Here is a 15,892-nt window from a genome sequence, read left to right on the forward strand (position 1 = left end):
GCGGCCTGGCGCTCACCCGATCACCGCACGGTAGGAGGGGATGTCCGCCACCGATTCGGCGGCGAGCACCGCGTGCACCACGGCGCGCTCCACGCAGTCCGCCGCCGGACCGCACAGGGCCGTCAACAACGCCAGGTCCCCGGGCATCTCGGCGGGGGCGGGCATCTCCGCGGGTGCGGGCGGACCGCCGCCACGCGGCTCGTGCAGGCCGGTGGCGAGCGCGAAGAGCGTGTCGCCGTCCAGCGGCGAGTGCGCCGGGCGGATCGCCCGCGCCAGCCCGTCGTGCGCCACGGTGGCGAGCCTGCGGCACCCGGCCGGCGTGAGCGCCGCGTCCGTGGCGACGACGCCGATGGTCGTGTTCAATACCGTCCCCTTGGCGGCCAGCCCGGCGATGCGGGCGCGGGCGTCCGCCCCGGGGTCGCGACGCAGCCCGGTGAACTCCCCGGCCAGCTCGGCGCCCGCGCCCCACGGCACGCCGCCGTCCGGGTCGACGACGCTGCCGACGGGGTTGGCCACCACGATCGCACCCACGCTCACGCCGTGGGCCGGGCCGCCGTCGATCACCGTGCTGGCCGACCCGATGCCGCCTTTGAGCCCGCCCGCCCGGGCTCCGACGCCCGCCCCCACGCAGCCTGCGGCGTCTCCCCCCGCGGTGGCGATCGCCGCGTCGGCGGGACCGCCCGCCGCACTCCCCCCGTCCGTCCCGGCCGCCGCCGCGGCCGCGTAGCCGAAGGCGGCGTCCGGGCGGTTGCGCCAGCCGCCCACGGGCAGGTCGAAGATCACCGCGCCGGGGACGATCGGCACGACCTTGCCGTCGCCGCCCATCGGGATGCCCACGCCCTCGTCCTCCAGCCGGCGCATCACGCCGTCTGCGGCGGCCAGACCGAAGGCGCTTCCGCCCGTCAGCAGGATCGCGTGCGCCCGCTGCACGGTGTGCGCCGGGTCCAGCAGGTCGGTCTCGCGGGTGCCGGGCCCCCCGCCGCGCACGTCCACCGCCGCCACCGCGCCCCCGCCGGGCGCGCGCACCACCGTGCACCCGGTGGCCCAGCCGCTGCCGTCGGACGACCCGTCCGCGGCGCCCACCGTGACGCCGGCGTCCAGCCGATGGGCGTGGCCCACGCGGATCCCCGGGACGTCGATGATCGAGTTGCGCGCGCCGGGCCGACCGCGCACCTCACCCACCGCCGCCCACCGTTCCGGACGCGGTGCTCATGATCCGGTTCCCGTCACTGCATCATCACCTGCACCAGGCTGTCCTGGACCCACGTGGCCCAGTGGTAGATATCCATCTCGCCGGCGCGCGGGTCGTCGTCGGGAAGCTGCTCCGGGGTGTCGGCGTCGATCCCCAGCGCCGCGCCCAGCGCCAGCCGCACGTCGTTGATCGCGGTCACCCAGGAATCGGCCTGCTCCGGGGTCAGAGTGACCCTTCCACCGCCCTCCGGCAGCGACGCGAGCATTTCGCGCGCCACCCGCCGCTTCTCCGCGATGATGTCCAGCTCGTGCAGGCTGCGCAGCGCGCCGTTGAGGTCGGCGCCCTCCGCCGGGTCGGCGCCCTTGTCGTGTTCGGGCCGGTGGAAGTCCGGCAGCAGTCGCGCCAGGATCGGGTCGCTCGGCGCCTCGTTGCTGCCCGAGCGCATGCCGGTGAGCGCGGCGAGATCGTCCTGCGGCGTCTCCTGCTCCCGCGCTTCGAGCATCCCCGCCACCGATGTCACCATCGAACGGAGCACCGCCGACTCGTGGTCGCTGATGTCCGAGCGGAACCGCACGCCCCCCAGCGAATGCTTCCTCGTCCACTCACGCACTTGGGTTCCCGACTCCGATCAGTTGTGTCCGGCAGGACCTCGCCGCCCGGCCCGCCGCAGCCCGGCCAGCTTATTCGCCCCGCTGCATCGTCGCCCACAATCCCGCGGCATGCAGGCGGCGGACATCGTTCTCCATCGTGTCCCGGCCGCCTGAGCTGACCACCGCCTTGCCCTCATTGTGCACCTTCATCATCAGCTCGTTCGCCTTCTCCTTGCTGTATCCGAACAGCTTCTGGAACACGAACGCCACGTAATGCATGAGGTTCACCGGATCGTCCCACACGATGGTCACCCAGGGTTGGTCGATCTCCTCGAGCTCGTCGAGTTCCTCGTCCACCTGCGGTTCCGCGACGGGTGCGCTCGGCATCGGTGCAGCCATGCCCCAAGGGTACGGCGAGGCACCGCGCCCGGCTACGGCCCCGCCGAACCCGCGGGACCGGCGCCGTCGGCCTTCCGGCGGCCCGATCTGGCGGACCGTGCGCCGGGGCATTTAGGTTGAAGGTGTGAACCGGCCTTCCGAACGCGCCGAGCAGGCGTACAGCACCGCACTGCTGACGGACATGTACGAGTTGACGATGCTGCGCGCCGCGCTCGCGGACGGGACGGCGCACCGGCGCTGCGGCTTCGAGGTGTTCGGCCGGCGGCTTCCCGACGGCCGGCGATACGGAATCGTCGGCGGCACCGGGCGCCTGCTCGACGCGCTGGCACGCTTCCGCTTCGGCGACGCCGAGCTGGAGCCGCTGCGCGGCGTCCTGGACGCCCGCACCCTGGCGTGGCTGGAGGACTTCCGGTTCTCCGGCGACATCGACGGGTACCGGGAGGGCGAGCTGTACTTTCCGGGTTCCCCGATCCTGTCGGTGCGCGGCACGTTCGCCGAGTGCGTCGTGCTGGAGACGCTGGTGCTGTCGATACTCAACCACGACTCCGCGATCGCCTCGGCGGCCGCCCGCATGGCCCACGCGGCGGGATCGCGCAGGCTGATAGAGATGGGATCGCGGCGCACGCACGAGGAGGCCGCGGTGGCCGCAGCGCGCGCCGCCTACGTGGGCGGCTTCGACGCCACCTCCAACCTCGAGGCCGTGCGGCGCCACGGCATTCCCGGAACCGGGACCAGCGCGCACGCGTTCACCCTGCTGCACACCACGCCGGACGGGCCGGACGAGTCTGCCGCGTTCCGGGCGCAGGTCGACGCACTGGGCACCGGGACCACGCTGCTGGTGGACACCTACGACATCGCGGAAGGCGTGCGGCGGGCGGTCGAGGTGGCGGGCACCGGGCTGGGGGCCGTGCGCATCGACTCGGGCGACCTCGGCGAGATGGCCCGGCAGGTGCGCGCCCAGCTCGACGGGCTCGGCGCCGCCGGGACGCGGATCGTGGTCTCCGGCGACCTCGACGAGTACGGGATCGCGGCGCTGCGCGCGGAACCCGTCGACGCGTACGGGGTGGGCACCTCGCTGGTCACCGGCTCGGGCGCCCCCACCGCCGGAATGGTCTACAAGCTCGTCGAGGTCGAGGGCGTTCCCGTGGCCAAGCGCAGCACCGACAAGTCCTCGCGCGGCGGCGTCAAGCGGGCGGTGCGCACCGTGCGCGCCACCGGCACGATCGTCGAGGAGATCGTCTACCGGGCCGCGGGCGGCTTCACCGATCCGGGCGGTGTCGATGCGCTCGCGGGGCCGGGCCTGCACACCGAGCAGCTGATGCGTCCGCTGGTGCGCGGCGGCGAGCCCGCGCCGGGGCTCGGCGGGATCGACGGCGCACGCGCGCTGGCGGCGGACGGGCTCACCGGCCTGCCGTGGGAGGGGCTGCGGCTCACGCACGGGCTCCCCGCGGTGACGCCGCGGTTCCTCCCCTGACCACGCGCGCGCCGGTACCCGGCCGGTGGACTGTCCGCCGCCACGGGAGCACAGTGGTGGCACACCCGCCGTCGATGGAGCCCGCGCCATGACCGTCAACGCCCCTTCCCCCGGCACCCCCGCACCGGACGGGACGGCCGTACGACCCCGGGCGCTCATCGTCGTCGACGTGCAGAACGACTTCTGCGAGGGCGGCGCGCTCGCGGTCACGGGCGGAGCGGCCGCCGCAGCATCGATCCGCCGGCTCCTCGACGAGCATCGCTCGAAATACCGGGTGGTCGTGGCCACCCGCGACCACCACATCGATCCGGGCGCGCACTTCGCCGCCCCCGGCACCGCACCGGACTTCGTCACCAGCTGGCCCGTCCACTGCCGCGCGCACACCCCCGGCGCGGACCTGCATCCGGCGCTGGGGTCGCCGCAGTTCGACGCCGTGTTCTACAAGGGCCAGTACGACGACGGATACTCCGGCTTCCTCGGCACCCCGGACGCCGACCTGGAAACACGGGACGACGTGCGTCTGGGCGGCTGGCTGCGGGACCACGGCGTCGGCGCCGTCGACGTCGTCGGAATAGCCACGGACCATTGCGTGCGCGCGACGGCCCTGGACGCCGCGGCCGCCGGCTTCCCCACGCGCGTGCTGCTGGAGCACACCGCGGGCGTCGCGCCGGACACCGTGGCGACTGCGCTCGACCGATTGCGTGCAGCCGGCGTGGAACTGGTGGGCACGGTTCCACGCCCGTGACGAGCGGACCCGCGCCCGTGCCGGGCTGCCGAATCCGCCGTGCGGGGCGTCCGGCGGGAGCGGATAGGCTCGTGTGATGCCGCAGCCCGCCGCCGACGTCCCCGCCACCGAGGCTCACGCCACCGCGAACTCCGGCACCCCGGAGGCGGACCCCGCGGAGTCCGCCTCGGCGACGGTCGCCGGGCTGCTCGACCTCGCGGTCGCGTCGGTCGGCGGCACGCAGCGGCCGGGACAGATCCGGATGGCCTCGGCCGTGGAGCACGCCATCGACACCGGTGAACACCTGGCCGTCCAGGCCGGGACCGGCACCGGCAAGTCGCTGGCCTACCTGGTTCCGGCCGTGGAGCACGCGGTGCGCACCGGCCGCACCGTGGTGGTCTCCACTGCCACGATCGCACTGCAGCGCCAGCTGGTGGAGCGCGACCTGCCCAGGCTCGCCGATGCGCTGGCGCCCGCCCTCCCCCGGCGGCCGGAGTTCGCGATCCTCAAGGGGCGCGGCAACTACCTGTGCCTCAACAAGCTGTCGTCGGGCGCGGCGGACGAGCAGCCGGACGAGGAGCTGTTCGACCCGTTCGCGGTCTCCCGCCTGGGCCGCGAGGTCAAGCGCCTGCGGGAATGGTCCGACGAGACCGACACGGGCGACCGCGACGACCTGGCCCCCGGCGTCACCGACATGGCGTGGCGGCAGGCCAGCGTCAGCGCCCGCGAGTGCCTGGGCGCGTCGCGCTGCCCGCACGGCACCGACTGCTTCGCCGAACGCGCGCGTGCCGCCGCGGGCGCGGCCGACGTCGTCGTCACCAACCACGCCCTGCTCGCGATCGACGCCATCACCGGCGTACCGGTGCTGCCCGAACACGATGTGGTCGTCATCGACGAGGCGCACGAGCTGGTGGACCGCGTCACGGGGGTCGCCACCGCAGAGCTCACCGCTCCCGCCGTGTCGGCGGCGGTCAAGAGGTGCGCGCGTCTGATCGAGGAACAGGACTCCGATCGTCTGCAGGAGGCCGGGGAGAACCTGGACGCAGCCCTGGCCGACTGCCCCGAAGGCGCGTGGCAACGCGTGCCGGACGCCGCGGGCGCCGCCCTCGCCGCGCTGCGGGACGCCGCATGGGCCGCGCGCACCGCCATCGGCCCCGTCAAGCAGGGGATGGCGGCGGCCGACCCCGAGGCGGCCGCGGCACGAGGCGCGGCCCTCAACCAACTGGACGAGCTGCACGACACCGCCGTGCGCGTACTCACCGCGTTCGACGAGCCGGACCCCGCCCGGCGACGGGACGTCGTGTGGATGGCCGACGAGGATCGCCGCGGGCACGTGGTGCGGGTGGCACCGCTGTCGGTGGCCGGGATGCTGCGCGCCCGGTTGTTCGGGGAGGCGACGACCATCCTCACCTCTGCCACGCTGACGGTGGGCGGATCGTTCGACGGCCTGGCCATCGACTGGGGTCTGCCGCCGGCCTCGCAGTCCCCCGCCGTCCGCACGATCGACCCCGATCTGGCCTCCGGCAAGGAGGTCCCGGCCGACCGGCCCGGTTCCGAGCGGCCCGCAGTCCGGTGGAGCTCTCTTGACGTCGGATCGCCGTTCGATCATGCGCGGGCCGGCATCCTCTACGTGGCCGCACACCTGCCGCCGCCGGGGCGCGACGGGCAGTCGCCGGCGTTGCTCGACGAGATCGCCGGCCTGGTCTCCTCGGCAGGAGGCCGCACACTCGGGCTGTTTTCGTCCATGCGCGCAGCCCGCGCCGCGGCGGACGCGATGCGGGAACGGCTCGACACGCCGGTGCTGTGCCAGGGCGAGGACTCCACCGGGCAGCTTGTGCGCAAGTTCGCCGACGACCCGGCCACGTCGCTGTTCGGCACGCTCTCGCTGTGGCAGGGGGTGGACGTGCCCGGGCCGTCCCTGTCACTGGTGCTCATCGACCGCATCCCGTTCCCCCGGCCCGACGACCCGCTGCTGGGCGCCCGGCAGCGCGCCGTCGAATCGCGCGGCGGCAACGGCTTCATGGCCGTCGCGGCCAACCATGCGGCCCTGCTGCTGGCCCAGGGCGTGGGCCGGCTGCTGCGCAGCACCACCGACCGCGGTGTGGTCGCGGTGCTCGACTCGCGACTGGCCACCGCGCGCTACGGCGGCTACCTGCGGGCGTCGCTACCGCCGTTCTGGGAGACGTCCGACGGTGCAGCGGCGCGCGGCGCACTCGCTCGTCTCGGCGCGGGCTGACCCCACGGATTCTGCCCGCCCGGCGCTACGGCAGGCCGTGCGGCTCGGCGATCACCGTCGTCGACCCCGGGGCCACTTCGGTGAAGCCCGCGTCGCGCACCGCCACCGCATCGCCCGAGCGCACGGCCTCCTGCAGGCGTGCCCACTGCTCCGGCGACGCGTCGCGCACGCTGCACGCGAAGTCGTGGCGCGCCCAGTTCCGCACCTGCTCGAAGGTCATCGCCCCCGCCAGGATCATGGCCGCATGTCCCACTTGTGCGGCCGCCTTGCCCGTGGACATCGCCAGTGCGGCATCGATCCAGATGACGGGCAGCTTGGGCGCGGGCTCCCCCGGCTCGTCGTCGGGCAGGTCGGTGCCGCTGATCTGCAGCTTCTTCACCCGGGGGTCCAGGTTCCCCACTGCCCCGGGGACCAGTGCGCGCGCCTCGGCGCCCCCGCTCGCGACAGTGACCCCCGGCAGCTCCTGCACGTCCTCCCACTGCTTGCCGCGGGCGCGCCGGGTGACCTTGCGGATCCGGGCATTCACCCAGGCGTGCAGGGCGGGACCCCACTCACCGCCCGGACCGCTCCGCTCGTCGAGGCACAGGGCCACCGCGGCGGTGGCGGCAGCCGCAAGCAGTGCGCTGCGTGCCGGCGGATCGCGCTTCTCGATGCGCAGCACCACCTGCATCGCCAGCACGTCCGCGGGATCCGCCGGGTCCGGCGCCGAGCCGTAGCCGCGCGCCAGCACCCCGTGCCGGGCCTCGAAAGTGTTGGTGAGGACGGCCTGGTGCGCCTCCTGCGGTGCGCGCACGTCGCCGCGCAGCCAATGCCACACCTTCTGCGCCGCCGAGCGCCCGTCGCCGGTGTCCGTGCCCGTCACTCGCCGTCCATCCCGTCAGCCCCTGCCCGTCCTGGTCATACCCTGCACGTCGGAAAAGCGCCTGCTCGTCCGGTCAGTCTTCGATGGGGACCCGGCGGACCAAACCGTCCACCGCGTCCGCCGCCTCGACCTCGTCCCTCGTGACGCCCAGGATGAACAGCACCGCGTCGAGGAACGGGTAGTTCAGCGAGGCGTCCGCGACCTCCTGCAGCGCCGGCTTCCCGTTGAAGGCGATGCCAAGCCCCGCCGTCGTGAGCATGTCGATGTCGTTCGCCCCGTCCCCGACGGCCACGGTCTGCTCCAGCGACACTCCCGCACCCTCCGCGAAGCGGCGGAGCGCCACGGCCTTCTCGGCACGATCCACCACCGTTCCCACCACGCGGCCGGTGAGCCTGCCGTCGACGATCTCCAGCTCGTTGGCCAGCGCGAAATCCAGCTCGAGCTCCCGTGCCAGGCCCGCGATCACCTGTGTGAATCCCCCCGAGACCACGCCGCAGCGGTAACCGATGCGTTTGAGAGTGCGGATGGTCGTACGCGCGCCCGGCGTGAGCTGGATGGCCGCGCCCACCTCTTCCACCACCGAGGCCGGCAGCCCCTCCAACACGGCGACCCGCCGGTGCAGCGACTCGGCGAAGTCGATCTCGCCGCGCATCGCGGACTCGGTGACCGCCCGCACTTCCGCTTCTTTGCCGGCATGGGCGGCGAGCATCTCGATCACCTCGCCCTGGATCAGCGTGGAATCGACGTCGAACACGATGAGCCGCTTGGAACGCCGGGCCAGCCCGCCCCGGTCCACGGCGACGTCGACATCCTGGGTGGCCGCCGCCTCCGCGACCGACGCGCGCAGTGCCGCGTCCTCGCGGACGCTCCTGCCCGGCGTCGAGACCTGCATCTCCAGCCCCGTCACGGGGTAGTCGGCGATGCCCCGGATGGCGTCGATGTTCGCGCCGCAGTCGGCGATGGCGTGGGCGATGGCCTGGAATGCGCTGGCCGAGACCGGGCGCCCCAGCACCACGATGGCGTGGGTGGAGACCTCGTGGCCGTGCGCAGGGTCCACCCCCAACGCGACGTGGACGGACATGCCGATATCGCGCACCGCCCGTTCCAGGTCATGACGCAGCGGACCGGGCTCGGGCGGCGAGGCCACGAGCACGCCCAGCGTGAGCCGGCCCCGGATGACGACCTGTTCTACGTCGAGAAGGCTCACATCATGGGCGGACAACACCGAGAACACCGAGGACGAGACCCCCGGCTTGTCCGGGCCGGTCACCGTGACCAGCAGAGTGGCATCTGTTTCGGTCACCGACCGGAACCTCCTTACGCGCTCACGTGCCGGGAAGAGGCACCGGTGGCAATCTCATCACGGCCCGCGCGGCCGCGGGGCGGCAACCCTCCCCGCTCGTGCCGCAGAATACATCCGGCGGCTCCGCCGCCGCTCCGGTCGCGGCACGGGACAGCGAAGGCGGCCTCTCCCCGTATTCCGGGGAGAGGCCGCCTTCGATGGTCAGGACCCGCGGTTCACTGCGCTCCGGCGAAGAACCATGGAACGGTCACTTGTCGCGTTCCAGCGTGGCGGTACCGCCGCCGTGGCTCGCGCCGACCAGCTCGTCGCCGTGGTCGCCGGAGCCCGGGCCCACATGCGCCTCTGCGCGCATGCGTTCGACCATGTGCGGGTAGTGCAGCTCGAACGCCGGGCGCTCCGAGCGGATCCGCGGCAGCTCGGTGAAGTTGTGCCGCGGCGGCGGGCAGGACGTGGCCCACTCGAGGGAGTTGCCGTAGCCCCACGGGTCGTCGACGGTGACGACCTCGCCGTACCGGTAACTCTTGAACACGTTCCACAGGAACGGCAGCGTCGAGGCGCCGAGCACGAACGCGAAGATCGTCGACACCGTGTTCAGCGTGGTGAACCCGTCGCTGGCCAGGTAGTCCACGTAGCGGCGCGGCATGCCCTCGTTGCCCAGGTAGTGCTGCACCAGGAACGTGCCGTGGAAGCCGACGAACGTCGCCCAGAAGTGCCACTTGCCCAGGCGTTCATCGAGCATGCGGCCGGTCATCTTGGGGAACCAGAAGTAGATGCCCGCGTAGGTGGCGAACACGATGGTGCCGAACAGCACGTAGTGGAAGTGCGCCACGACGAAGTAGGTGTCGGTCACGTGGAAGTCCAGCGGCGGGCTCGCCAGGATGACGCCGGTCAGGCCGCCGAACAGGAACGTGATGATGAAGCCCACCGAGAACAGCATGGGTGTCTCGAACGTCAACTGTCCTCGCCACATCGTGCCGATCCAGTTGAAGAACTTGATGCCCGTGGGCACGGCGATCATGAAGCTGAGCAGCGAGAAGAACGGCAGCAGCACCGAGCCGGTGGCGAACATGTGGTGCGCCCACACGGCCATCGACAGGCCGCCGATGGAGATCGTGGCGTAGATCAGGCCGACGTAGCCGAAGCAGGGCTTGCGGGAGAACACCGGGAAGATCTCCGAGACGATGCCGAAGAACGGTAGCGCCACGACGTAGACCTCCGGGTGACCGAAGAACCAGAACAAGTGCTGGTACAGGATCACGCCGCCGTTGGCCGGGTCGTAGATGTTGGCGTTGAAGTGCCGGTCGATGATCAGGCCCAGCAGCGCCGCCGCGAGCAGCGGGAAGATCAGCAGCACGAGGATGGAGGTGACCAGGATGTTCCACGTGAAGATGGGCATCCGGAACATCGTCATGCCCGGGGCGCGCAGCGTGACCACGGTGGTGATCATGTTGACGCCGCCGAGGATGGTGCCCAGGCCGGAGAGCACCAGGCCCATGATCCACAGGTCCGCGCCGGCACCCGGGGAGTACATCGAGTCCGACAGCGGCGTGTAGGCGAACCAGCCGAAGTCCGCGGCGCCGCCGGGGGTGATGAACCCGCCCAGGGTGATCAGGCCGCCGAACAGGTACATCCAGTACGCCATGGCGTTCAGGCGCGGGAAGGCGACGTCCGGCGCGCCGATCTGCAGCGGCAGGATGTAATTGGCGAAGCCGAACACGATCGGCGTCGCGTACAGCAGCAGCATGATCGTGCCGTGCATGGTGAACAGCTGGTTGAACTGCTCGTTGGACAGGAACTGCTGCTCCGGCCGTGCCAGTTCGCCACGCATCAGCAGGGCCATCAGGCCGCCGACCATGAAGAAGGAGAAAGACGTGACCATGTAGAGGATGCCGATCGTCTTGTGATCGGTGGTGGTCACCATCTTGTAGATGAAGGAGCCCTTCAGCCCCTTGCTCGGCGGATAAGGCCGAGAAAGGGTTGGCTTAGGCGCTACGGCTGTCAACTGCTCCTCCTGACTAGGCATCCCGGTCACGGCTAGGAGTGCCCCGGGAACGTCAAACGGCTTGCGCTTGCACTGATCCTAAACCCTAAACCACCCCACTCTCGACCGGGTCCTACAGATCGTCGTATTCACGCGTCCCCGTGCAGGTCACCGCTCGATGAAGGACAGTGGAAAACCGCTTCGCGAACCTCCCCGACCCCGGCCCACGGGCCGCACCGGGCGGGCACGCGGACGCGCGGCCGGCGCGCCGCCGCCGAGGGCACGCGGTGTTACTGTCGGTCGTCATGGTTCCAGCCCCGCGCCGCGCCGCGTCCCGTCACCGCACCCGTGGCGGAGCCGCCTCCCCTGCCCGCGCACAGTCCGCCCGCACGCTCCCCGGCCGCGCGTTCTCCGCCCGCACGCTGCGCGGGATGGTGGCCTTCGCCGCCGTCGGTCTCGTGTCCGCCGGCTGCGCCAGCATGCCGACGACGCCGGTGGACGGCGACGGCATCCCCCGGAGCACCACGCGCATAGTCGGCGCCCCGGTCCTCGGCGTGGAGCGCGAGCCCGGGCAGGCCTGCGGCCCGGAGGCGCCGCTGGATCCCGGGGCCTCCCCCGCACTCGACGCCCGGCGCATCGTCGCGGTCGGATACTCCGCGCTGGACACGCTGTGCGCACTGGGCCTGCAGGAGCGGGTGGTCGCCGTCGCGGCACCGGCGGACGTCGCACCGCTCCGTTACCTGGGCGGATGGGCATCGCACGCCCAGGCCGCCGGATCCGCGGAGAATCCGGACGGCTCCGCGATCCAGGCGGCCGGCGCCGATCTGATCCTGATCGACCAGCAGGACGCCGCCGACGCGGCCCTCGGTTCCGCGCGCACGGTCGTCGTTCCGACCGACGGCCCGTGGACGCGCACGGTCGAGGCGGTCGCCGAGTCGGTCGGCCGCGGGGCGGCCGCCCGCGCCATGATCGGCGGATTCACGGACTCGGCCGCCACCACCGGGCACGACATCGCAGCCGCGCAGGCGCAGGCGTCGATCGCCCGGTTCACAGCCGACTCGCTGGAGATCCTCGGCCCGGCGTCCTTCGCCGGGCAGGTGCTGCAGCAGATCGGCGTGCACCGCCCCCCCTCGCAGCGGTTCGGCTCACCGGCCGTGCGCACGTTGGACCCCGGCGACGTCGCGGCACTGGAGGGCGATGTGCTGTTCCTGTCGTTCGCCGGGAAGGACAGCGGCGAGGACGACGCCGGCGGCGACACTGCCGCGCTGCGCCACGGCGAAGAGGTGATGGACTCGGACGCATGGGCGTCGATCGCGGTGACCGAGAACAGGACGTTCACCGTCGACGACGGAGTGTGGTCCCGGGGCCGGGGCCTGGTCGCGGCCCGCGAGATCCTGGACGATGTCCGCGGGTCGCTCAACGCCTACGGCTGACCTCGCCGGCCCCCGCCGACCGACGACACCGAGGCGGACGTCACACCGGATTAATTAGGCCTGGCTAACCTTGGTCATGCGTTCAATGCAATGATGCTGCCATGGTGTTGTCAACGCACGCTTTGAACCCGGCCGCCGCGGACCCCGGTTCGCGCATGCGCTTCGCGCGCCGCTCCGTCGGCGCCCTCGCGGGGCTCGCGCTCGCTCTCTCGCCTGCACTCGTTCCCGCGACCGTCGGCGCGGCGCCCACGGGGTCCGTCGCGGCGGACGCGCGGCCGCCGTCCACGGAGATACCGCGGATCGAGGTGTTCGCGGCCGACGGGGCCACCCCGCTGGCCGATACTCCGGTCCGGTCCGGCGACACCATCGTCGTCAAGGGCCACGGCTTCGACCCGCTGGCGAACACCGACGGCCTCCCCCTGCCCGTGCTGCCCGGCACCCCGCACGGCGTGTTCGTCGCGTTCGGCGCCTTCGCGCCGCAGTGGCGCCCGTCGCAGGGCGCGCCGTCCGAATCGCGCGACGGGCAGGACCGTTCGGCCACCGCGTGGGTGATGACCGACGAGGCGCTCGGCGCCGTGCCCGACGTCCCGTTCGACCTTCGCCGCACCATCCGGCAGCAGTGGGTGCCGATGGACGACGACGGCACGTTCACCGCCCGCCTGACCGTCGCCCCGCCCGCCGCGGCCCCGGACGGCGCCCGGTACGGCGTCTACAGCTACGCCGCGGCCGGCGCCGTGAACGCCGAGGAGGAGCTCTTCGTGCCGGTCCGCTTCGACCCGGCGCCCGGCCCGAACACCCCCGTGCCGCCGGAGCCGGACCTCGTGTGGGGCTTCGCACCCGGATTCGACGGCCTCGTCACGGACACCCTGATGGGCGCGGCCGGCGGGGACGACGGCGCGGCCGTGCGCGACGACGGCCGCTGGACGTTCCGATCCGCGGGCGTCGACATCGACCCAGCCACCGGGCTCGGCACGGCACGCTATGAGGGCACCGTGGTGTTGTCGACCAAGTTCCACCTGCTCGAGATCGCCGTGTCCGACCCGTGGATCGAGTTCACGCCGGACGGCACCTGGCTGACCGCCGAGACCTCGACGGGTGCGATGGTGGGCACCGACTCCATGAGCAGGGTCCGGCTCGCTCGGCTGGACCTGCCCGCCGACGCCGACCGGCGTTCCGCTTCGGGCGTGACCGGCACCTTCATCGTGCCGATGGGACAGCCGGACGTCCTGCTCCCCTACTCGGGGCAGCCGATCGCGCCGCTGGATTTCACTTACTGAAGCCTGAGGCCCGCGCTCCGGCCCGCGCTCCGGCCCGCGGGCTCATGACTCGACGGGCCGGAGCGGGTGCAGCGCGGGCGCCCCGGCCAGATGTTCGCGCAGCGCCGACGCGGCGAACTTGAGGTTCAGACCGCGCATGTGCGCCTCCAGCGCGCCCTCGTCCGCCCACGTCTCGATGGTGACGAAGGTGCCCGGCGCGGCAGCCGAGGCGAACACCTCGTACGACACGCAGCCGTTCTCCGCCCGGCTCTTGCCGGCGAGATCGGTGAGCACGCGCTCCACCTCCGCCCCCGCGCCGTCCTTCGCCTCCATCGTGGCCACGACCTTCACCTGCGGCATGCGCCGTCCTCTTTCGTCGTCAGTGGATTCCGTGCATCTACGGTGGTTCCCGAAGTCCGGCGGGACATCGTCGGCCGTCCCCCCTCTTCAGCCGCCGTCCGCCATCAGGCCGAAGTCGCGGGCATGCTCGAGCAGTGACTTCGCGCGCGCCAGTCGCGGGCGGTCGCTGCCGTCGGAAATGCCGCTGCCGTCCTCCCCCAGCCGCGCGATGAGCTCCTGCGCCCGGGCGATCTCGTCGGAACCGGGGCTCAGGTGGGCGTTGATCGCCTCGGTCTGCTCGGGATGCAGCGCCAGCTTTCCAGTCATGCCCATCTCCGCGGTGACTGCGGATTCCCGCGCCAGCACGTCCGGGTCGCCGTCCATCGTGGGACCGTCGATGGGCGGCGCGCAGCCGGCGAGGTGACTGGCCAGCACCAGCTGCGATCGTACGTACGCCAACGCGAGCGCCCCGGCGCCGATCCCGGTGTCACGACGGAAGTCGTTGAGCCCGAAGGCGAGCCGGACCACGGCCGGGACTGCGGCGATCTGCCTGGCCGAGTCCAGCCCGGCGGCCGATTCGATGAGCGGAACGACGGGCACGTCGGCGCCCAGCTGTGCGGCAGTGCGGTCCACGTCGTGCGGCGTCGTGCTCTCCGCCAGCATCACGCCCGCCAGCCCGGGCTGCCCGCGCAATGCGTCGACGTCGTCGCGCCAATGCCTCGTGGTGACGGCATTGATCCGTACCCACGCGGAACGCGACTGCAGCCGGCGGACCACGTCCTCACGCGCGGAGCCCTTGTCACGCTCCGGCGTGCCGTCCTCGAGATCGAGGATCACCGCGTCCGCCGCCGACGCGTCCGCCGCCGCGATCCTGTCGGCCTCGTACGCCGGCACCAGCAGCCACGAGCGCGCGAGGGCCGACGGTATCGCGTCGCGCCCGCCCACCGCTCCGGTCATGCGTCGAACGCTATCCGACTCCGCCGGGCCGGGGGCCGATTCGCCCGGGACCATCACCGCATCTAGAAATCCCAGTCCTCGTCCTCGGTGTTGACCGCCTTGCCGATGACGTAGCTCGAGCCGGAGCCGGAGAAGAAGTCGTGGTTCTCGTCGGCGTTCGGCGACAGCGCCGAGAGGATCGCCGGGTTCACGTCGGTCTCGTCCTTGGGGAAGAGTCCCTCGTAGCCCAGGTTCATCAGCGCCTTGTTGGCGTTGTAGCGCAGGAACTTCTTGACGTCCTCGGTGAGCCCCACCTCGTCGTAGAGGTCCTGCGTGTACTCGACCTCGTTCTCGTAGAGCTCGAAGAGCAGCTCGAAGGTGTAGTTCTTCAGGTCCTCACGCTCCGCCCCGGAGAGCTTCTCGAGACCCTTCTGGTACTTGTAGCCGATGTAGTAGCCGTGCACCGCCTCGTCGCGGATGATCAGCCGGATCACGTCGGCGGTGTTGGTGAGCTTGGCGTGGCTCGACCAGTACATGGGCAGGTAGAAGCCCGAGTAGAACAGGAACGACTCGAGCAGCGTGGACGCGACCTTGCGCTTGAGCGGATCGTCACCCCGGTAGTAGTCGAGGACGATGCGCGCCTTGTTCTGCAGGTTCTCGTTCTCCTCCGACCAGCGGAACGCCTCGTCGATCTGCGGGGTGGAGCACAGCGTGGAGAAGATCGTCGAGTAGCTCTTCGCGTGCACCGACTCCATGAATGCGATGTTGGTGTACACCGCCTCCTCGTGCGGGGTGATCGCGTCGGGGATCAGGCTCACCGCGCCCACCGTGCCCTGGATTGTGTCCAGCAGCGTCAGCCCCGTGAACACCCGCGTGGTGAGCCGCTGCTCGTACTCGGTCAGCGTGGCCCACGACGGGATGTCGTTGGACACCGGCACCTTCTCCGGAAGCCAGAAATTGCCGGTGAGGCGGTCCCACACCTCTGCGTCCTTCTCGTCGGGCACGCGGTTCCAGTTGATCGCCGAGACGCGGTCGATCAGCTTGACGCGCTGCCCCTCCGCCGGGCTGTGCGCTGCGGGTGCGGACATGTCGGTTCCTCGATTCCTCTCGTATCCGGGCACCGGATGCCGATACTGTCGAATATCCTGCTTCTCACGCCGGCGGACA

14 protein-coding genes are annotated in these 15,892 nt (G+C 71.8%); 5 read left to right on the plus strand and 9 right to left on the minus strand.

The window, feature by feature from the left end:
- Positions 1–12: 12 nt before the first annotated feature.
- The 3 genes from FO059_RS13375 to clpS form a co-directional block, all read right to left on the minus strand.
- Positions 13–1,173 (minus strand): P1 family peptidase, encoded by a 1,161-nt coding sequence (locus FO059_RS13375; protein WP_143910757.1) that lies wholly within the window; start codon positions 1,171–1,173, stop codon positions 13–15.
- Between the two features lie 53 nt (positions 1,174–1,226).
- Entirely contained in the window at positions 1,227–1,802 is a 576-nt protein-coding gene (gene aosR / locus FO059_RS13380; protein WP_143909484.1) for an oxidative stress transcriptional regulator AosR, read from the minus strand.
- Between the two features lie 70 nt (positions 1,803–1,872).
- Complete coding sequence (clpS, locus tag FO059_RS13385) at positions 1,873–2,169, minus strand: ATP-dependent Clp protease adapter ClpS (RefSeq protein WP_199257008.1); 297 nt, start codon at positions 2,167–2,169, stop codon at positions 1,873–1,875.
- A 193-nt stretch (positions 2,170–2,362) separates the two neighbouring features.
- Between clpS and FO059_RS13390 the strand changes: the two genes are divergently transcribed.
- From FO059_RS13390 to FO059_RS13400, 3 genes are all read left to right on the plus strand, one after another.
- Positions 2,363–3,655, plus strand: coding sequence for a nicotinate phosphoribosyltransferase (locus FO059_RS13390; RefSeq protein ID WP_143910758.1), 1,293 nt, complete (start codon positions 2,363–2,365; stop codon positions 3,653–3,655).
- Positions 3,656–3,743: 88 nt separating this feature from the next.
- Positions 3,744–4,400 (plus strand): isochorismatase family protein, encoded by a 657-nt coding sequence (locus FO059_RS13395; protein ID WP_143909488.1) that lies wholly within the window; start codon positions 3,744–3,746, stop codon positions 4,398–4,400.
- Positions 4,401–4,476: 76 nt separating this feature from the next.
- The gene (locus FO059_RS13400; RefSeq protein ID WP_143909490.1) at positions 4,477–6,615 is read left to right on the plus strand and encodes an ATP-dependent DNA helicase; all 2,139 of its coding nucleotides are present in this window, start codon (positions 4,477–4,479) and stop codon (positions 6,613–6,615) included.
- A 25-nt stretch (positions 6,616–6,640) separates the two neighbouring features.
- On the opposite strand, the gene FO059_RS13405 is transcribed toward FO059_RS13400, so the two are convergent.
- From FO059_RS13405 to ctaD, 3 genes are all read right to left on the minus strand, one after another.
- Positions 6,641–7,408, minus strand: coding sequence for an aminoacyl-tRNA hydrolase (locus tag FO059_RS13405; protein ID WP_233266751.1), 768 nt, complete (start codon positions 7,406–7,408; stop codon positions 6,641–6,643).
- A gap of 142 nt (positions 7,409–7,550) precedes the next feature.
- Entirely contained in the window at positions 7,551–8,780 is a 1,230-nt protein-coding gene (gene serB, locus FO059_RS13410; RefSeq protein ID WP_143909492.1) for a phosphoserine phosphatase SerB, read from the minus strand.
- 247 nt (positions 8,781–9,027) lie between these two features.
- A complete protein-coding gene (gene ctaD, locus FO059_RS13415; protein ID WP_199256996.1) occupies positions 9,028–10,782 on the minus strand; it encodes an aa3-type cytochrome oxidase subunit I in 1,755 nt (584 codons plus the stop codon).
- Positions 10,783–11,066: 284 nt separating this feature from the next.
- Between ctaD and FO059_RS13420 the strand changes: the two genes are divergently transcribed.
- Complete coding sequence (locus FO059_RS13420) at positions 11,067–12,194, plus strand: TroA family protein (RefSeq protein ID WP_143909494.1); 1,128 nt, start codon at positions 11,067–11,069, stop codon at positions 12,192–12,194.
- Positions 12,195–12,295: 101 nt separating this feature from the next.
- Positions 12,296–13,471, plus strand: coding sequence for an HtaA domain-containing protein (locus FO059_RS13425; protein WP_233266728.1), 1,176 nt, complete (start codon positions 12,296–12,298; stop codon positions 13,469–13,471).
- Positions 13,472–13,513: 42 nt separating this feature from the next.
- Here FO059_RS13425 and FO059_RS13430 read toward each other — a convergent pair whose 3' ends face one another.
- From FO059_RS13430 to nrdF, 3 genes are all read right to left on the minus strand, one after another.
- Positions 13,514–13,810: a putative quinol monooxygenase gene (locus FO059_RS13430; protein WP_143909496.1), complete on the minus strand. Its 297-nt coding sequence runs from the start codon at positions 13,808–13,810 to the stop codon at positions 13,514–13,516.
- Between the two features lie 87 nt (positions 13,811–13,897).
- Positions 13,898–14,746, minus strand: a complete 849-nt coding sequence (locus tag FO059_RS13435; protein ID WP_143909498.1) for an HpcH/HpaI aldolase/citrate lyase family protein — start codon at positions 14,744–14,746, stop codon at positions 13,898–13,900.
- Positions 14,747–14,808: 62 nt separating this feature from the next.
- Positions 14,809–15,813, minus strand: a complete 1,005-nt coding sequence (gene nrdF / locus FO059_RS13440; protein ID WP_143909500.1) for a class 1b ribonucleoside-diphosphate reductase subunit beta — start codon at positions 15,811–15,813, stop codon at positions 14,809–14,811.
- Between the last annotated feature and the right edge of the window lie 79 nt (positions 15,814–15,892).

The organism is Tomitella fengzijianii, from assembly GCF_007559025.1.
GTDB classification, from domain to species: Bacteria; Actinomycetota; Actinomycetes; order Mycobacteriales; family Mycobacteriaceae; genus Tomitella; species Tomitella fengzijianii.